Genomic DNA, 16,412 nt, shown 5'->3' on the forward strand with positions numbered 1-16,412 from the left:
TAGACCACTCAACTACCTTTGGAAACAGCCTCCAGCAGCTCCGGCATCCGGGCGAATCCGATCCTGGCGGCCAGGCGCCTGCCGAGCGCCTCCGCCAGCAGCCCGTAGAAGGGCGCGATCGCGCACACCCAGAACCAGCCGAACGCCAGCGGCACCACGAACGGCAGCGACAGCAGCGCGATGCCGAGCGTGGCCCCCATCGCGGAGGAGAACGCCTGGCCGCCCTGCCCCGGCGCGGCGCCGCTGAAGGCGTTCATCCGCTCGGGCACGGTGTACGGGATCGCCACGCTCGTCACCGACCCGACGCCGAGCCCGATGCCGAGCGCGCCCCACCCGGCCAGCGCCGCCGGGAGGATCATGCCGGGATGGCCGGTGAACAGGCCGGTGGCCACGGCGATCACGGTGAGCAGCGGCACGGCGATCAGCGCGTTGGCCAGGTGGCGCCCGGCCAGGTCGGTGGCCACCCCGCGCTCGGAGCCGAACACCACGGCGTTCATCCACAACGAGCGGCCGTCGATGCCGAACGCGTTGCCCGACTGCAGCGCGATCATCAGGGCGCCGACGCAGGTGAGGACGATCGGCACGCCCTCCGCGCCGCCCGTGCTCCTGCTCAGCGAGAACGCCAGCACCGCGGTGACCACGATCGCGCTGAACCAGCCCACGCGGGACCTGGGCTCGCGCCTGATGTACTTCAGCTCCTTCGTCACCACGGCCGCCAGCGGACCGTCCGGCAGGAACCTGTCGACCAGACCGCTCTCCTTGCGCACGGACGCGGCCTGGGTGGAGACGTCGGGCGTCACCAGGGCCCGGCCCAGCGCCTTGATCCACAGCAGGCCGAGCACCACCACGATCACGGCCACCAGCGCGAGCTCGGCCAGCCCGGCCAGGCCACCGTCGGCCATCGCGTGCGCGGCCATGCCCGGCGGGGTCCACCTGAGCACGCCCGCCAGCTGGCGCAGCATGGCCCCGGGATCGTCGAGGCCGCGGTTCATCACGAGGTTGGGCAGCTGCGCGAGCACCACCACCAGCAACGCGGCCACGGCCAGCACGTCACGGCCCCGCCGGGTGCGCAGCGCGCTGGACAGCGAGGTGGTGATCAGCCGCGACGTCACCACGCACAGCGCGACCTGCAGCAGCACGGCCGGCACCCCGAGCAGCACGCCGCCGGCGCCCGTCGCCAGACCCACCAGCGCGCCGGTCGTGACGATCAGCATGGCGGCCGGCCAGACCCCGGTCACGGACGCGGTGAACATGCCGACCGCGAGCTGCCCGGTGCGCAGCGGCAGGAGGGACAGCTTCGCCGGGTCGAGCGTGTCGTCCAGGCCGAAGGCCATCAGCGGCACGATCATCCAGCCGATGAGGAAGGACGTGAACGCGACGATCACCAGGTCGGCGGCGACGTCGTGGGGCGCCAGCCGCAGCAGGCTCATCAGGAAGAAGCCGAGCACGGCCAGGCCGGTGGCGATGAGCAGGGTGAAGACGAAGCCGAGCTTGCGCTGGAGGTCTCCGCGCAGGTTTCCGGCCAGCAGCCGGAGCTTGAGCTGCGCGAACAGGGCCACGGTGGTCAACGGGACTCCTCGGGTGCTCCGGGGCTCACGGGTGTCACCTGGGGTTGGCGCCGAGCCACGTGAGGCCCTCGCCGTTGTCGCGCGAGCCGCCGACCAGCTCCAGGAACGCCTGGTTGAGGCTGCGCCCGCCGCGTACGTCCGCCAGCGGCCCCTGCGCCACGATGTGGCCCGCGCTCATCACCGACACCCAGTCGCACAGCCGCTCGACCAGGTCCATCACGTGACTGGAGAAGATCACCGTCGAGCCGGACGAAGTGAAGCGCCGCAGCACGTCGGTGAGCGTGTTGGCGCTGACCGGGTCGACGCCCTCGAACGGCTCGTCGAGGAACAGCACGGACGGGTTGTGCAGCAGCGCGGCGGCCAGGCCGATCTTCTTGCGCATGCCGGTGGAGTAGTCGACGACGAGTTTGTCGGCGGCGGCGGTCAGGTCCATCACGGCCAGCAGTTCGCCCGCGCGCCGCTCGACGTCGGCCTTGGGGATGCCGCGCAGCCGGCCGTTGTAGAGGAGCAGCTCGCGGCCCGACAGCCGCTCGAACAGGCGCAGCCCCTCCGGCAGCACCCCGATGCGCGTCTTGACCTCCACGGGGTCGCGCCACACGTGGAACCCGTCGACCTCGGCCGTGCCGCCGTCGGGACGGAGCAGCCCGGTGATCATGCTGAGCGTGGTCGTCTTGCCCGCGCCGTTGGGCCCGACCAGGCCCGCGAAGCTCCCCGACGGCACCACGAGGTCGACGCCCGCCACCGCGACCTGCGGCCCGTAGCGCTTGAACAGCCCCTGCGTGCGAACCGCGTCCGTCATGGATCCACTCTAGGAGGAAGGACTAGCCTTGCGCGCATGAGCACAGCTGCCGAGGAGATGCCGGACAAGCCAGACATCCATACCACCGCCGGGAAGATCGCCGACCTGGAGCGGCGGCTCGACGAGGCCGCGCACGCGGGCTCCGCGGCGGCCGTGGACAAGCAGCACGCCAAGGGCAAGATGACCGCCAGGGAGCGGGTGCTCGCGCTGCTGGACGAGGGCTCGTTCGTGGAGTTCGACGAGTTCGCCAGGCACCGGTCGACGATGTTCGGGCTGGAGAGGCGGCGGCCGTACGGCGACGGCGTCATCACCGGGCACGGCACGATCGACGGCCGGCAGGTGTGCGTGTTCTCGCAGGACGTGACGGTGTTCGGCGGCTCGCTCGGCGAGGTGTACGGCGAGAAGATCGTCAAGGTGCTCGACCTGGCGATCAAGACCGGGTGCCCGATCATCGGCATCAACGAGGGCGGCGGCGCGCGCATCCAGGAAGGCGTGGTCGCGCTCGGCCTCTACGCGGAGATCTTCAAGCGCAACGTGCACGCCTCCGGCGTGATCCCGCAGATCTCGCTCATCATGGGCGCCGCGGCCGGCGGGCACGTCTACTCTCCCGCGCTGACCGACTTCGTGGTGATGGTGGACCAGACGTCCCAGATGTTCATCACCGGGCCCGACGTGATCAAGACGGTGACGGGCGAGGAGGTCACGTTCGAGGAGCTCGGCGGGGCGCACACGCACAACACGAAGTCGGGCGTGGCCCACTACCAGGCCGCCGACGAGGACGACGCGCTGGAGTACGTCAAGGCGCTGCTGTCGTACCTGCCGTCCAACAACCTGGACGAGGCCCCCGTCTTCGAGCCCGCCATCGATCTGGAGCCCGATCCGGAGCTCGACGAGCTGATCCCCGACTCGGCCAACCAGCCGTACGACATGCACCGGGTCATCGAGCACGTGCTGGACGACGGGGAGTTCCTGGAGGTCCACGCGCTGTTCGCGCCGAACATCGTGGTCGGGTACGGCCGGGTGGACGGCCAGCCGGTCGGGGTCGTGGCCAACCAGCCCATGCATTTCGCCGGATGTCTGGATATCAACGCATCGGAGAAGGCCGCCCGATTTATTCGAACATGTGATGCCTTTAATATTCCGATACTGACATTTGTGGATGTCCCGGGATTCCTTCCAGGGACCGATCAGGAATGGAACGGAATCATCCGCCGGGGCGCCAAGCTCCTCTACGCCTACGCCGAGGCCACGGTGCCGCTGATCACGGTGATCACCCGCAAGGCGTACGGCGGCGCGTACGACGTCATGGGCTCCAAGCACCTCGGCGCGGACATCAACCTGGCCTGGCCGACCGCCCAGATCGCGGTCATGGGAGCCCAGGGCGCGGTCAACATCCTCTACCGGCGCGAACTCGCCGCCTCCGACGACCCCGAGGCCGAGCGCGCCCGGCTCGTCACCGAGTACGAGGACACGCTGGCCAATCCGTACATCGCGGCCGAGCGCGGCTACGTGGACGCGGTGATCCGGCCGTCCGAGACCCGGGTCCAGGTCGTCAGGGCGCTGCGGGCCCTCAGGAACAAGCGGGCGACGCTCCCGCCGAAGAAGCATGGGAACATCCCGCTGTGACGTCAGATCTGAGAATTGTCCGGGGGGACGCCACGCCCGAGGAGATCGCGGCGTTGGTGGCCGTACTCGCCGCGCGACAGACCTCGCACGCAGAACCCGCGGCGCCACCGGAGCCGCGTCGCCAAACATGGCGAAACCCCGCCAGAGGTATGCGTAAGCCTGTCGTCCCAGGGAAGTCGGCTTGGCGGATGAGCGCTCTACCCTAGATAGATCCTGGGAATCGGGTGTCAAGTTCCCCGGGAGTTGGGACTATCTAGAGAAAGTAGGCGTATATAGTCAGCCGATCAACTAACACCGCGGCCTGGAGGACGACATGGCCATCCCAGACCTCATGCCGCATCCTGTGGCAGCCAAGTACGCCGTCCTAGTGGATGTCGGTTATCTGTACGCGGCGGCGGGTGAAGTGCTGCTCGGTGCGAAGGAACGCAAGGAATATCGGGTGGCCGCCGATGAGCTCATCCAGAGTCTACAGAAACATGCAGAGGAACGTACTTCCGGCGAACTTCTGCGGATCTATTGGTATGACGCCGCCCGTGACCGTGTGCCCACCGTCGACCAGCGGGTCATCGCCCAGCTCCCGTGGGTCAAGGTGCGGCTTGGCAACCTGAACGCCCGTGGCCAGCAGAAGGGCGTGGACGCGCAGATCAGGAGCGATCTGGAGGCGCTGGCCCGACATCATGCGGTCACCGACACGATCCTGCTGGCAGGCGATGAGGACATGGTTCCGGCGGTCGAGGCGGCGCAGGCGTACGGGGTGCGCATCCACCTTTGGGGCGTCGAGCCGCCGTACGGCACCAACCAGGCCGAACGCCTGGTGTGGGAGTCCGACACCGTGGAAGTGATCTCCGCTGATTTCCTGAGGCCCTTTTTCAGCCGTGCTCCCCAGCCCGTCCCGGTCACCCCGCCGGCCGCGGCTCCGTCGCCCGCCCAGGTCTTCGCCGGGCGCACGCCGGTCAAGCCGCACGCCAAGCCCGGCCAGGTGGCCAAGCTCGGCCCGAGCCGTCCGCGCGTGGAGGACGTGGGCGAGCACGTGGCACAGAAGTGGATCCTGACCCGTGGCCGCGACAACATCCGCGACCTGCTGCCCGGCCCCATCCTGCCGACCGTGATCGACACCGAGCTGCTGATCGAGGCGGAGAAGGAGCTCGGTCACTCGCTGCGCCCCTACCCGGAGGCGCGGGTGTGGCTGCGTGACGGCTTCTGGGCCCGGGTCTACCGGGAGTTCGACCTGGGGGTGGGCGTCTCGTCCAAGTAGCCGCGGCCCGGGTGTCCGATTTCCGCCGGTCACCCGGCTCGGCCTGCTGACCTGCCGTCCGACGCTCACGTCCGATTTCCGCCAGTCAGCGCCTTCCGGGAGCGCCTAGTGTCGGAGGCATGTCACCACTCCAGCTCGACTTCGACTCCTGCTACCGGGCCGTCAGCGCCCGGGACGCCCGGTTCGACGGGCGTTTCTACACGGCGGTGACGACGACGCGCATCTACTGCCGTCCGATCTGTCCGGCGCGTACGCCGTCGTCGAGGAACGTGCGCTTCTACCGGCACGCGACCTCGGCCGAGGCCGCGGGGTTCCGGCCGTGCAAGCGGTGCCGTCCGGAGCTCTCGCCCGGCGACCCGGGCTGGGACGTGCGCGGCGACCTGGTCGGCCGGGCGCTGCGGCTGATCGACGACGGCGCGGCGGACGAGCAGGGCGTGGCGGGGCTGGCCGAGCGGCTGCACATCACCGAGCGGCACCTGCACCGGCTGTTCGTCGCCGAGCTGGGCGTCGGGCCGCTGGCGGTCGCCCGGACCAAGCGGCTGCTGCTGGCCAAGCAGCTGCTGACGGAGACGGGGCTGCCGGTCACGGAGGTGGCGTTCGCCGCGGGGTTCGGGAGCGTGCGGCAGTTCAACGCGACGATGCGGGAGACGTACGGCTTCACGCCCAGCGAGCTGCGGGCCACGGCGGGGCCACGGGTCTCGGACGCGACGCTGCGGCTGCGGCTGCACCGGCGCGAGCCGTACGACGTGGAGGGGGTCTTCGCGTTCCTGGCGGCCCGCGCCATCCCGGGGCTGGAGGTGGCGGACCGGACGTCGTACGAGCGAGCCGTACCAGGTGGGACGATCACGCTCACACCACGACGGGACCACATAGCCCTGGACGTGGTGATGGACGACACGCGGCAGCTCGCCCGCGTCGTGGCGCGCTGCCGCCGCCTCCTCGACCTCGACGCCGACCCCTCCGCCATTTCGGAGATCCTTGAGCAGACCTCGCTCGGGCCCCTGGTGACGGCCCGTCCCGGACTGCGGGTGCCGGGCGCGTTCGACGGCTTCGAGCTGGCCGTACGCGCGGTGGTCGGCCAGCAGATCTCGGTGGCCGGCGCCCGCACCCTCCTCGGCCGCATCGTCGCCAAGGCCCCCGGCCCCCTCTTCCCCACTCCGGCCGAACTCCTGGAGACGGACCTGACCGGCCTGGGCCTGACCAACCGCCGGATCGACACGCTCAAGCACCTGGCCGGCCACCTGGTGGAGGGCCGCCTGGACCTCGACGGCGGCCAGGACCCCGCCGAGGCGGTGTCGGACCTGCTCGAGGTCCCGGGCATCGGCCCGTGGACGGCCAGCTACATCGCGCTCCGGGCGCTGCGCGACCCGGACGCGTGGCCCACGGGCGACCTCGTGCTCAAGAAGCGCATGGCCGCCCTGGGCATCCCCGACGACCACATCGAGCGGTGGCGGCCCTGGCGGGCCTACGCCGCCCTGCACCTCTGGAGCTCATCATGATCGCTGCCCAGCTCATCCCGACCCCGGTGGGGCCGCTGTCGCTGCTGTCCCGCGAGGGAGTGGTGGTGGCGGCCGGCTTCACCGCCGACCCGACGGAGATGTTCGTACGCCTCACGCCCGAGCTGCAGTCGGAGGGGCTGGAGGTCGTGGACGACCTCGGGGCCGCCTCCGCGGCGGTCCGGGCGTACCTGGCCGGGGATCTGGACGCCCTGGACGCCGTCCCGGTCGCCCAGCCGGGTTCGGCCACCCGCAAGCGGCTCCATGCCGCGTTGCGCGAGGTCAAGGCGGGGACCACGGTCTCGTACGCGGAGCTGGCCGAGCGGGCGGGCATGCCCAGGACGGCCGCCCGGGCGGCCGGCTCGGCCTGCGCCCAGAACCTCATCGCGCCCTTCGTGCCCTGCCACCGGGTGCTGCCCAGCGGCGGAGGCTACGGCGGCTACTACTACGGCGTGCCGGTCAAGGAGTGGCTGATCGCCCACGAGTCCCGCACTCTCTAGGTGGCGGGCACCAGGCGGCGGGCCTGGAGGCCCGCCGCCCCCGCCACGGCCAGCCCGGCCAGGCCCAGCAGGGCCGCGGTCCAGGCGGGCGCCGTGTAGCCGAAGCCGGCGTCGATGGTGAGGCCGGCCACGAAGGAGCCGATCGCGTTGCCCAGGTTGAAGGCCCCGATGTTGGCCGCGGAGGCGAGCGTGGGAGCGCCGGCGGCGGCGTCCAGGACGCGGGTCTGCAGGGGCGGGACCGTGGCGAAGGCGGCCACGCCGAACAGCGTGATGGCGACCACGAAGGCCGGCCGGCTGCCCGCCACCAGGGCCACCGCCACGGCCAGCAGGGTGAGCAGGGCGACCGAGCCGTAGATGCTGGGCATGACCGCGCGGTCCGCCAGCCTGCCGCCGATCAGGTTGCCCACCACGAGGCCGACCCCGAACAGGGCCATGACCACGGGCACGGCACCGGGCGAGAAGCCGCCCACGCCGGTCATGATGGGCGCGATGAACGTGATGACGGCGAAGACCGGGGCGAAGCCGAAGACGGTCATCCCGAGGGCCAGCCAGACGCCGGCCTTGCGGAACGTCGCCAGCTCCCGCACGACGCTCCCGGTCGGGCGCGGCTGCCGGGGGACGAGGGCGACGACGCCGGCGAGACCGGCCACGCCGATCGCCACCACGACCCAGAACGTGGCCCGCCAGCCGAACGCCTGGCCGATCCAGGTGCCCAGGGGCACGCCCAGGACGTTGGCGAGCGTGAGGCCGGTGAACATCATGGCGATGGCGCTGGCCCGCTTCTGCGGCGCCACCAGGTCGGCGGCCACCACGGAGCCGACCCCGAAGTACGCGCCGTGCGCGAAGGCCGACAGGAACCGGCCGGCCATCAGCACCCCGTACGAGGGCGCCAGCGCCGACAGCAGGTTCCCGACGATGAACAGCACCATCAGCGACAACAGCATGGTCTTGCGCGACAGGCGCCCGCCGAGCATGGTCAGCGGCGGCCCGCCCACCGCCACACCCAGCGCGTAGCCGGACACGAGCAGGCCGGCGGCCGGGATGGTCACGTGGAAGTCGGCCGCCACCTCGGGCAGCAGCCCGTTGATGATGAACTCCGTGGTTCCGATGCCGAAGGCGCTGATCGCGAGGGCGAACAGGGCGAGAGGCATAGACTACTCCTCAGACGACGTTAGTAAGCGCGGACATTATTTGCACACGCCGACTAAGTGACCATACAAGGATATTGCGGAGGCTGTCACATGCCCCTCGCCGATGACGCCGTGGAGGCGCGCGCCCAGGGCTGGCGCACCCTCGCGGCGCTGCACGCGAAAATCGAGGACAGGCTGGAGAAATCACTCCAGAAGGAGCACTCGCTCAGTGTGAGCGAATACACAGTGCTGGACGTGCTGGCCCGGCAGGACGGCTGGCACATGCGGATGCAGCAGCTCGCCAGGGCCGTCGTGCTCAGCCAGAGCGCCACGACCAGGCTGGTTACGCGCCTGGAGAACCGCGGCCTGCTCAGGCGCTACCTGTGCGAGGACGACAGGCGCGGGATCTACTCGGAGGTCACGCAGGCCGGGTTCGAGCTGCTCGAACGGGCCCGCCCCACGCACGACGGCGTACTGAAGGAAGTGCTCGACGAGGCGGCCGAACTGCCCGAGCTGGCCCCGCTGGTGGCGGTGGTCCGGGCCTGAGCGGTCTCACGGCTTGACGTTGCTCTGGATCTCGCCGACCGGCACGTCGCGGCTGGCCCCGACCTGTACGGGCGCGAACTGGAACGGCACCACGTTGTCGGCCACCTGGACCGGCCAGACGGTGGTGACGGTCAGCGTGTACTTCTCGCGCGGCTGGTCGATCGCCGAGCGCAGGTAACGCACGCCGCAGGTGAACTGGGCGCCCTTCTCGTACGGCTTCCCGGACGGCCCGCAGCCCTCCTCGTGCACCTCGGCCCGGTCCTTCGTCGTACCCGGATCGATCTTGATGTCCTGGAGCGTCGCCACCAGGGTCACGCTCATGACGCCGGGGATCGACGCCGTGACCGTGCGGCGCGGCCGGCCGACGTTCTCCAGCCAGACGAAGGTCGGGAGGTTGACGAAGCTCTTGGCGTCGGGGTTCAGCTTGACCGTGGGCTCAGGGACGGTCAGCGCGGCCCTGGCGATCTGCGCCAGCTGCTCGATCGTGATCCCGGACGGCGGCGTGGTGTTCGGGGGCATGAAGATGAACAGCTCGAGGCCGCCCCAGCAGGCGGCGCCGTTCGGATCGGCCTTGTTGTAGGCGGGCACCCACCACCGGCCCGGCTTGCCGAGCTTGTCCTTGAACTGCTGGATGAAGGCTCGGAAGCTCTCCTCGTCGATGCGCGCCCGGTTGGCCGGGTCGCGGCCTTCGGTGTGCAGCCGGAACATCTCCTCGGCGTTCAGGCTGGGCTCGTACCAGCAGGGACGCGGGATGCGATAGCCGTCGCCCGTGCCGCCCTTGCCGTCACCGGTGATCTTGATGGTGCTGGCCTCCAGGCTCAGGGTCGTCGTCCGCCCGCGCTGGTTGCCGTTGACATCGACGTCGCGGGGCCCCGGGGTTGGAGCGGCCAGCAGCGGCACCGCGAGCAGTACCGCGAGCAAAGGTTTCATCGGGTGCATCTCTCTGTGGAGGTGATGTAGGACCTGATGCGCCACACCCCGTCGTCCCCGCGATGGGCGACCACGCTCTGGCCGTAGGGGGTGCGCAGCCAATCGGGTTGGGGGGCGACGGCCTTCCCGGTACGGGAGGAGATCATCCGCACATCCGACTCGTCCACGCATGCGTTGATCTGAGCGCCCTTGCCCATGCGGGCGCTGACCCGCAGGTCGTAGAGCCGGCCCGTCCCGCGCATCGAGCGCTCCTCGTCGACGAACTGGTTCACCCACTCCGTCGCCTGCTCCTCGGCCTTGATCTCGAGATTGCGCCGGTAGCCGCGGGTCCCTTCGACGACCGCCTGGCGGGTGCCCACGTACTGGTCGACGATGACCTTCAGCAGCGGGTCGGGATTCGCCGGCCACTCCACCCGCACGCGCAGGCCGTCGCTGATGGCGATGCTCTGGGGTCCGGTCGGCAGCGGCTCCTCCGGGTGGGTGGCTTTGACGGAGGGCTTCGCCGGGGTGGGCTCCGCCGCGGGCGTGTACGGGCGCTCGGCCTGCCCGCAGCCCGCCAGGACGATCATCAGCAGCACCACGACTCGTCTCATGCCGACGACTCCCTCACCACATGGATGCGCCACGTGGGCAGCAGTTCCTCGATCAGTGCCTCGGTCTCCGGGGCCATCCCGCCGCCGTACGGGTGCGAGGCCGCCCGGCGGGTCAGCCCCTCGACGACGGCGCGCAGCCGTACGACGTCCTCGGTGGCGTGCGTGGCCCGCAGCAGGTCGCGCCAGAGGCCCTCGTCGTCGACCGCCAGCAGCAGGGCCGCGCGTACGGCGGCCACCGCGGCGTCCGGCTGCCCGTGCGCGAGCCGCAGCTCGCAGAGCTGGTGGGCCGCGTCGGCCACCTCGGCGGCCACGTCGTACTCCAGGTCCTCGGCCGCGAGCCAGGCGTACCTGCCCGGCTGGCGGCCGCTCAGCAGCGGGCCCCTGACCAGGCCGAGCGCCTTCTCCAGCAGGACGGCCCGGGCCGTCGGATCGTCGTGCGAGCGGCGTACGAGCTCGCGGAACAGCGCCCAGTCCGTACGCACCTCGGGCCCCAGGCTGATCCGGCCGGCCTCGTCGGTGTGCAGGTGTTCGCGGCCGAGCCATTCGGCGACCCTGGCGATCGTGGCGTCCCTGACCATGTCCTGCACGCCGCGCGGCCAGAGCACCCCGCCCAGCACCGAGGGATGCACGCCCCCGGGATGCGTGGCCAGGTAGACCAGCAGCTCCGCGGCCAGCGCCAGCCGGCCCTCCTCCAGAGGTCGCAGGCCGGTGACCTCGATGGGGCCGAGCATCCTGATCTCGACGGCGGGCGGGTGCAGCCCCGCCAGCGGCTCGGCCTCGGGGAGGGCCTCGCCGTCGACCCGGGAGGCCGTGCGGAACAGGTCGATCAGAGCCTGGTAGTGGCGGCGGGGCAGGAGCTGGGCCTGCACGTCGAAGCCCAGCTCGGCGATCCTGGCCCGGCCGTCGTCGCCGATCTCCAGCGTCCAGGTGGCGTGCGGGACCTCGCCCGCCAGCACGTAACCAGCGGTGTCCCGGCGGGCCAGCAGCGCCAGGCGCCGGGCCTCCTCGTGCGTGGGCGCGACCGCGGACAGCAGGTAGTGGGCGTCGCGCGGGCTGCCGGTGATGCGCCCGGTCAGCACCTCCCTGCGCGGCGCGGCGATCGCCTCCAGCTCGGGCAGCACCTCGGCCAGTCCGCCGACGGCCCTGATGCGGTCGGGCGCGATGGCGGTCAGCTCCTCGCCGAAGCCGACGAGCGTGATGCGCATGCGGTCGGACCAGCGATTGGTGGCCAGCTCGACGGCGAGGGCGGCCAGCGCGGCCGTGGTCTGCGGGCCGCGCACGTTGATCAGGCCTTGCGCGGCCTCCAGGTCGATGAGCACGCGGCCGCCGGCGTCGGTGCCGATGGAGACCAGCCCGGGGTACGGCGCCCCGCCCGCCTGCTCTTCCAAGAGGCGGCCCTCGTGGGCGGGCAGCCGCCACACCTGGCCGCCGTCCTGGGCCGTCCACGGCGCCGGCGCGTCGCCGTCCGGCGGGTGGATCCACAGGTCGAGCGTGCGGGCCGACAGGTGCGCCCCGTACACGGGGGGCGGCGTGCGGTTCTGGGCGGCCAGCTCGGCGCCGAACAGCCGCAGGCCGATGTCGAGGATGCGGGCGCCCGGCGCGTCGCCGCCCAGCCGCAACGCGACCTCGGCCTGGGCGGCGTCGTCGCGCGGGCGTGCGATCCGGCGGCCGAACACCCTGCGCCAGAGCTGCTCGCGGCGCCGCCTGGCCAGCACGACCAGCAGGCCCGCGGCGGCCAGCGAGGCCGTGGCGAGGTAGTCGGTCAGGTCGGCCGTCTGGCTCTGCCGGATGGTGGCCTGCGGCCGGTCGGGCTGCTGTTGCTGCTCCGGCTGGCGATGCTTGGCCTCGACCTTCTTCTCGGCGTGGCCGGTCTTGGAGTCGGCGTGCCGGTCCGCGTGCTGACCCACCGAGGCCCTGCCGGGGTGCTCGCGCAGGGTCTGCTCGCGGGGCTGGTCGACGGGGACGATGTGGGCGTGCCTGGCGTCGTCCGGCATGTCGAGCACCCAGCCGGGCCTGATCAGGTCGGCCATGCGCAGGCGGGAGCCGTCCGGCTGCTCCTTCGCCTGATTAAGCCGGTAAATTTCGGGATATCGGCGGCCGTCGCCGAGGCACTTCTCGGCGATCTCCCACAGGCTCTCGTGGTGCCGGCCGTGCGGGGGCTGCACCACGTACACCTTCTTGGTCTTGTGCGTGTCGAGAGTCGTCTTCTCGACGATCGGCGCGGAGTACGCGACCGCCGTCACCGGCGTGGCGGCCGGCGTGGGCGCCAGCTTGGCCAGCGGCACGACCATCGCACCCGCCGTGAACAGCAGCAGCACCGCCCCGACGAGCTTGTTGGCCAGCGCCTGCGTGCCTCCGGAGAGCGGCACGCGGGCCGGCATGCCGACCCTGCGCACGCCCGCGTACACCTCGACCAGCACGCACACGAACAGCTGGAACCAGGCCAGCCACACCAGCAGCACCAGCACGGCCACGACGGTGCTCGGGCCGACGCGGCTGGTGAGCAGGTCGAGGTCGAGCAGCTCGGGCGCGATCGGCGGCCCCACGAACGTGAGCAGCGCGTACGGCACCCCGCCCACGAGCGCGACCAGCACGATCAGCGATCCGATGCCGGCGAGCACGTCTCCGGCGCTGCGCCTGGCCTTGGCGCGCACGGGCGTGTGACGTCCGTGTGGGCGCGCGGGCTCTCGCGTCGGCATCGTCTCTCCCTTCCGCCGTCCAGGGTCGTGCTCGTACGCTCGCCGATCCATCGACCGGTGAGTTTCGGTCTATCTCGCTTCGGGCGCGGCGACGGCACGGCCGGTCATCTCGGTGCCGGGGAAGCCGATCGCGCTCAGGAAGAACGCCTTCCAGGGCACCGACACGGTGACCGTCACCTGCGCCTGTCCCTGGCCGACGGCGCACTCGCCGCGGGTCACGCCCTCGCCGCCCTGCGCGGCGACGATCTCGTCGGCCCTGGCGCACACCTGGTCCTCGCCGAGCAGCCGGGTCTGGCCGGTGGAGCGCAGGTGGTCGACGTCGATCTCGTCGGCGCCGGCCCGCGCGGCCTGCTCGGCCACGTCGGCCGCGCGCAGCCGCGCGTTGATCGCCGCGCCGCCGTCCACGAGGAGCCCGGCCAGCAGGAACACGACGACGGAGAACAGCACGGTGAACACCGACATCGACCCCCGCTCGCTCATTCGACCCTCCTGAACTGCTCGATCGGTACCACCGCAGTGCCGGTCATCCGCTTGACGCCGCCGAACCCCAGGAAGCCGAGGTCCAGCTCGCAGCTCACCTCGGCCTGCACCTGGCCGCCCTGCTCCCACGCGGAGCCGTCCAGCGAGACGGACGGGGACCCGCAGGGGCCGGTCAGCGTGCTGTCGGCGATGGCCTTGGCCGCGGCCTCGGCGTCGTCGAGCGTGCGCTGCACCGACGCGGCCCGGGCCGCGTCCCTGGCCGCCCCGTTGACGCGCCCCTGCGACTCCACCAGCACCCCCGCTCCCGCAAGGAACATGAGGAACAGCAGGAAGAGCGGGGCCAGCATCACGGTCTCCACGGCCATGGAGCCGCGCTCCGCCCGCCTCATGAGCAGTCCCCGCCGCCGTTGTCCGGGCGGAAGCACTCGACCGGCCCGCCCGCGGTGGCGGTGATCGTGAACGTCAGCTCGGGCAGCAGCGGGATGACCTGTACGGCGCTGCCGGTCACGGTGACGAAGCGCTCGTCCGGTTCCTTCTCGGACGTCGTGGCCGTGGCGCCCTGCAGCAGCTTCGGACCGACGGCCCGGATGATGTCGGTGGCCTTCGCGGTGGCCTGGCCCGGCCAGTCACCGGAGTCGAACGGCGCCGCCCTGGCCACCCGCGCACCCTCCTGGGCGGCGGCCTCCGCGACCTGACGGGCGTGGAACCAGAGCGCGACCTGCACGATGAGCAGCGCGACCGCCAGGATGACCGGCATGAGGAGGGCCAGCTCGATCACCGTCGCGCCCCGCTCGTCCCCTTTACGGGTTGCCACCGGTGTCGCCGCCACCGCCGAAGGTGCCCGTGAGGTCGCTCTGCTTCTGCTCGACCAGCGTCTTGATCAAGGTCGCCAAACCGAGCGCGACACCGGCGATGATGGCCGTGATGATCACCCATTCGACGGCCGAGGCCCCGCGCGTGGGGGCGGTGCGGGCGCGATGGACGCGGACGCTCAGGTACGCGGTGAGGTAAACGATCCAGGGATGGTTCATCAGGACCCCAACATCTTCATAGCGGCGGGAAAACTGAGAAAGATCACGAAACCGGCGCAGAGCAGCAGCTGGGCCACGAGCATCGACTGCGACCGCTCGCCGGCCCTGCCCTCGATCTCCGCCAGCTCCCGGCGGCGCAGCGTCGCGGCCCTCGCCGTCAGCGACGCGCGTACTTTGGCGCCGTCGTCGGCCACCAGGCCGAGCGCGGCGGACAGGTCGCGCAGCTCGTCGATGTTGAGCTCCTCGCCGAGCTGGCCGAGCGCCTGCCACGGGGTGATGCCGACGATCCTGGCGCCGCTGAGCGCGTCCCTGATGCGGCCCATCGCCCAGTTGGGCTGCTCGCCGCTGACCGAGACGGCCATCATGAGGGCCTCGGGGACGCCGCGGCCGCCGGCCAGGTTCATGGAGACGAGGTCGAGGAACGCGCCGACCACATGGCGGAAGTCGCGCCGCCTGGCCGCCGCGTCCTTGCGGACCTGGAGGTCGGGCAGGAAGAAGAACAGCAGCGCGACGAGCACGGCGGCCCAGAACGGGATGGCGAGCGAGGTGCCCCACTCCATGAGCACCAGCCAGCCGAGCAGCAGCGGGAAGGCCAGCAGGCCGCTGGCCGCCAGCAGCACCTTGCCGGCCAGGAACGCCTCGAACGAGCGGCCGAGCAGCGCCAGGTCCGCCTTGATCGACCTGACCTCCCAGCCGCGGGCCGCGTACAGGCGGGCCAGGCGCGCGCCCAGGCCGCGACGGAACGCGCTGACCTCCTCCTCGGGCAGCAGGAGCTGGATGCTCGGGCCGCCCGCGTCCTCGCGCACGGCGTCGAGCGCGAGCAGCCGCGCCACCAGCCCAGGGCGGGCCGGGAAGAGCGCCCGCAGCAGCACGAACAGGCCGAGCCCTAATACGGCCCCGCCCAGCGCGCCCTCAACCATTGCCGCCGCCTCCTCCCATGAGCAGCCGGGTCGGCTTGTCGAACCTGGCCAGCCGCCTCATCCAGGCGAACCCGGCCCCGAACAGCCCCGCGACGACCACGAGCACGGCCTGGCCGAGCAGGCCCTCGTACTCGGCCACGTAGGAGGGGTTGAACAGGATGAGGAGCCCGGCGAAGACGAGCGCGGTGATCACCACGATCTGGACGCTGCGCCTGGTCGAGCGGCGTTCGGCCTCGACGCGGCGGCGCATGTCGAGCTCCTCGCGGGCCGAGACGGCCAGCGCGCCCAGCACGTCGCGCAGGCCGGGGCCGCGCAGCCGGGAGTTGAGGATGAGCGCGGCCACCACGAGGTCGGCCGACGGGTCGTCGAGCTCGTCGGCGAACAACGCCAGGGCCTCCGGCAGCGCCATCCTCGTGTGCAGCCGGTCGATCATGGCGCGCAGGTGGGGCCTGAGCGTCGGCGCGGCGGCCCTGATGGACGACGGGATGGCCTGTTCGAGCCCGGCCGCGCCGGCGATCGTGTCGCGCAGGGACTCGGTCCAGGCGGCGAGCCCTTCGAGCCGGCGCATGGCGGCGCGCTCCTCGGCGGCCCCGCCCGACAGGCCGCGCCAGGCGAACACGAGCAGCACCGTGCCCACCGCCATGACCGGCCAGCCGGTGATGATCAGGACGAGTCCGGCCGCCACCGCGGCTATCGCGGTGCGCGTGGTCAGCATCTTGACCAGGTGGCGCTTGGGCTGGGGCGGGCGGGGGCGCATGCCGTACAAGGAGATGAAGAACAGGAACAGGCCGCCGCCTATGACCGCTCCGGCCAGCAGCGCGAACGGGTTGAAGAGCACC

Annotated in this window: 18 protein-coding genes; 6 read left to right on the forward strand and 12 right to left on the reverse strand. The window is 71.6% G+C overall.

From position 1 onward, the window contains the following. Positions 1–8 precede the first annotated feature (8 nt). Together ACFKCF_RS11700 and ACFKCF_RS11705 are read right to left on the reverse strand one after the other, a co-directional pair. Entirely contained in the window at positions 9–1,559 is a 1,551-nt protein-coding gene (locus ACFKCF_RS11700) for a hypothetical protein (protein ID WP_394493389.1), read from the reverse strand. 43 nt (positions 1,560–1,602) lie between these two features. After that, a complete protein-coding gene (locus tag ACFKCF_RS11705; protein ID WP_394493018.1) occupies positions 1,603–2,367 on the reverse strand; it encodes an ABC transporter ATP-binding protein in 765 nt (254 codons plus the stop codon). Positions 2,368–2,403: 36 nt separating this feature from the next. Here ACFKCF_RS11705 and ACFKCF_RS11710 point away from each other — a divergent pair, with 36 nt between their 5' ends. The 5 genes from ACFKCF_RS11710 (at position 2,404) to ACFKCF_RS11730 (ending at position 7,244) form a co-directional block, all read left to right on the forward strand. Further along, on the forward strand, positions 2,404–3,993 hold the full coding sequence (locus ACFKCF_RS11710; protein ID WP_394493019.1) for an acyl-CoA carboxylase subunit beta: 1,590 nt from the start codon (positions 2,404–2,406) through the stop codon (positions 3,991–3,993). Next, positions 3,990–4,199 carry an acyl-CoA carboxylase subunit epsilon gene (locus ACFKCF_RS11715; RefSeq protein WP_394493020.1) on the forward strand — a complete coding sequence of 70 codons (210 nt, stop codon included), beginning with the start codon at positions 3,990–3,992 and terminating at the stop codon, positions 4,197–4,199. The genes ACFKCF_RS11710 and ACFKCF_RS11715 overlap by 4 nt, the downstream gene beginning before the upstream one ends. A gap of 107 nt (positions 4,200–4,306) precedes the next feature. Beyond that, positions 4,307–5,248, forward strand: a complete 942-nt coding sequence (locus tag ACFKCF_RS11720; RefSeq protein WP_192790143.1) for an NYN domain-containing protein — start codon at positions 4,307–4,309, stop codon at positions 5,246–5,248. A gap of 119 nt (positions 5,249–5,367) precedes the next feature. After that, on the forward strand, positions 5,368–6,747 hold the full coding sequence (locus ACFKCF_RS11725; protein ID WP_394493021.1) for an AlkA N-terminal domain-containing protein: 1,380 nt from the start codon (positions 5,368–5,370) through the stop codon (positions 6,745–6,747). Next, complete coding sequence (locus tag ACFKCF_RS11730; RefSeq protein ID WP_394493022.1) at positions 6,744–7,244, forward strand: methylated-DNA--[protein]-cysteine S-methyltransferase; 501 nt, start codon at positions 6,744–6,746, stop codon at positions 7,242–7,244. The genes ACFKCF_RS11725 and ACFKCF_RS11730 overlap by 4 nt, the downstream gene beginning before the upstream one ends. Here ACFKCF_RS11730 and ACFKCF_RS11735 read toward each other — a convergent pair. Further along, positions 7,241–8,395 carry an MFS transporter gene (locus ACFKCF_RS11735; RefSeq protein WP_394493023.1) on the reverse strand — a complete coding sequence of 385 codons (1,155 nt, stop codon included), beginning with the start codon at positions 8,393–8,395 and terminating at the stop codon, positions 7,241–7,243. The two genes, ACFKCF_RS11730 and ACFKCF_RS11735, sit on opposite strands and share 4 nt — an antisense overlap. Positions 8,396–8,485: 90 nt before the next feature. Between ACFKCF_RS11735 and ACFKCF_RS11740 the strand changes: the two genes are divergently transcribed. Next, positions 8,486–8,920 carry a MarR family winged helix-turn-helix transcriptional regulator gene (locus tag ACFKCF_RS11740; protein ID WP_394493024.1) on the forward strand — a complete coding sequence of 145 codons (435 nt, stop codon included), beginning with the start codon at positions 8,486–8,488 and terminating at the stop codon, positions 8,918–8,920. Between the two features lie 6 nt (positions 8,921–8,926). Here ACFKCF_RS11740 and ACFKCF_RS11745 read toward each other — a convergent pair whose 3' ends face one another. The 9 genes from ACFKCF_RS11745 to ACFKCF_RS11785 all read right to left on the reverse strand — a co-directional run bounded on the left by ACFKCF_RS11745 (position 8,927) and on the right by ACFKCF_RS11785 (position 16,411). Further along, positions 8,927–9,850, reverse strand: a complete 924-nt coding sequence (locus tag ACFKCF_RS11745; protein WP_394493025.1) for a hypothetical protein — start codon at positions 9,848–9,850, stop codon at positions 8,927–8,929. Further along, complete coding sequence (locus ACFKCF_RS11750; protein WP_394493026.1) at positions 9,847–10,443, reverse strand: hypothetical protein; 597 nt, start codon at positions 10,441–10,443, stop codon at positions 9,847–9,849. Before ACFKCF_RS11750 ends, ACFKCF_RS11745 begins: the two co-directional genes overlap by 4 nt. Beyond that, positions 10,440–13,142 (reverse strand): BTAD domain-containing putative transcriptional regulator, encoded by a 2,703-nt coding sequence (locus ACFKCF_RS11755; RefSeq protein ID WP_394493027.1) that lies wholly within the window; start codon positions 13,140–13,142, stop codon positions 10,440–10,442. The genes ACFKCF_RS11750 and ACFKCF_RS11755 overlap by 4 nt, the downstream gene beginning before the upstream one ends. Before the next feature lie 69 nt (positions 13,143–13,211). Continuing rightward, positions 13,212–13,622, reverse strand: coding sequence for a flp pilus-assembly TadE/G-like family protein (locus tag ACFKCF_RS11760; protein ID WP_364834753.1), 411 nt, complete (start codon positions 13,620–13,622; stop codon positions 13,212–13,214). Further along, on the reverse strand, positions 13,619–14,011 hold the full coding sequence (locus ACFKCF_RS11765; RefSeq protein ID WP_357726163.1) for a TadE/TadG family type IV pilus assembly protein: 393 nt from the start codon (positions 14,009–14,011) through the stop codon (positions 13,619–13,621). The genes ACFKCF_RS11760 and ACFKCF_RS11765 overlap by 4 nt, the downstream gene beginning before the upstream one ends. Beyond that, the gene (locus ACFKCF_RS11770; RefSeq protein WP_394493028.1) at positions 14,008–14,436 is read right to left on the reverse strand and encodes a TadE family protein; all 429 of its coding nucleotides are present in this window, start codon (positions 14,434–14,436) and stop codon (positions 14,008–14,010) included. The genes ACFKCF_RS11765 and ACFKCF_RS11770 overlap by 4 nt, the downstream gene beginning before the upstream one ends. Beyond that, positions 14,423–14,653 carry a hypothetical protein gene (locus ACFKCF_RS11775; RefSeq protein ID WP_394493029.1) on the reverse strand — a complete coding sequence of 77 codons (231 nt, stop codon included), beginning with the start codon at positions 14,651–14,653 and terminating at the stop codon, positions 14,423–14,425. Before ACFKCF_RS11775 ends, ACFKCF_RS11770 begins: the two co-directional genes overlap by 14 nt. After that, a complete protein-coding gene (locus ACFKCF_RS11780) occupies positions 14,653–15,573 on the reverse strand; it encodes a type II secretion system F family protein (RefSeq protein WP_394493030.1) in 921 nt (306 codons plus the stop codon). Before ACFKCF_RS11780 ends, ACFKCF_RS11775 begins: the two co-directional genes overlap by 1 nt. Further along, positions 15,566–16,411, reverse strand: coding sequence for a type II secretion system F family protein (locus ACFKCF_RS11785; protein ID WP_394493031.1), 846 nt, complete (start codon positions 16,409–16,411; stop codon positions 15,566–15,568). Before ACFKCF_RS11785 ends, ACFKCF_RS11780 begins: the two co-directional genes overlap by 8 nt. Between the last annotated feature and the right edge of the window lies 1 nt (position 16,412).

It is taken from the genome of Nonomuraea sp. JJY05 (assembly GCF_043496855.1).
Classification (GTDB): Bacteria; Actinomycetota; Actinomycetes; order Streptosporangiales; family Streptosporangiaceae; genus Nonomuraea.

Bases quoted from the DNA above. Each gene is read 5' to 3' on its own strand.
- ACFKCF_RS11705 (WP_394493018.1), bottom strand. From the start codon at position 2,367: ATGACGGACGCGGTTCGCACGCAGGGGCTGTTCAAGCGCTACGGGCCG.
- ACFKCF_RS11710 (WP_394493019.1), top strand. From the start codon at position 2,404: ATGAGCACAGCTGCCGAGGAGATGCCGGACAAGCCAGACATCCATACC.
- ACFKCF_RS11720 (WP_192790143.1), top strand. From the start codon at position 4,307: ATGGCCATCCCAGACCTCATGCCGCATCCTGTGGCAGCCAAGTACGCC.
- ACFKCF_RS11725 (WP_394493021.1), top strand. From the start codon at position 5,368: ATGTCACCACTCCAGCTCGACTTCGACTCCTGCTACCGGGCCGTCAGC.
- ACFKCF_RS11730 (WP_394493022.1), top strand. From the start codon at position 6,744: ATGATCGCTGCCCAGCTCATCCCGACCCCGGTGGGGCCGCTGTCGCTG.
- ACFKCF_RS11735 (WP_394493023.1), bottom strand. From the start codon at position 8,395: ATGCCTCTCGCCCTGTTCGCCCTCGCGATCAGCGCCTTCGGCATCGGA.
- ACFKCF_RS11740 (WP_394493024.1), top strand. From the start codon at position 8,486: ATGCCCCTCGCCGATGACGCCGTGGAGGCGCGCGCCCAGGGCTGGCGC.
- ACFKCF_RS11745 (WP_394493025.1), bottom strand. From the start codon at position 9,850: ATGAAACCTTTGCTCGCGGTACTGCTCGCGGTGCCGCTGCTGGCCGCT.
- ACFKCF_RS11750 (WP_394493026.1), bottom strand. From the start codon at position 10,443: ATGAGACGAGTCGTGGTGCTGCTGATGATCGTCCTGGCGGGCTGCGGG.
- ACFKCF_RS11755 (WP_394493027.1), bottom strand. From the start codon at position 13,142: ATGCCGACGCGAGAGCCCGCGCGCCCACACGGACGTCACACGCCCGTG.
- ACFKCF_RS11760 (WP_364834753.1), bottom strand. From the start codon at position 13,622: ATGAGCGAGCGGGGGTCGATGTCGGTGTTCACCGTGCTGTTCTCCGTC.
- ACFKCF_RS11765 (WP_357726163.1), bottom strand. From the start codon at position 14,011: ATGAGGCGGGCGGAGCGCGGCTCCATGGCCGTGGAGACCGTGATGCTG.
- ACFKCF_RS11775 (WP_394493029.1), bottom strand. From the start codon at position 14,653: ATGAACCATCCCTGGATCGTTTACCTCACCGCGTACCTGAGCGTCCGC.
- ACFKCF_RS11780 (WP_394493030.1), bottom strand. From the start codon at position 15,573: ATGGTTGAGGGCGCGCTGGGCGGGGCCGTATTAGGGCTCGGCCTGTTC.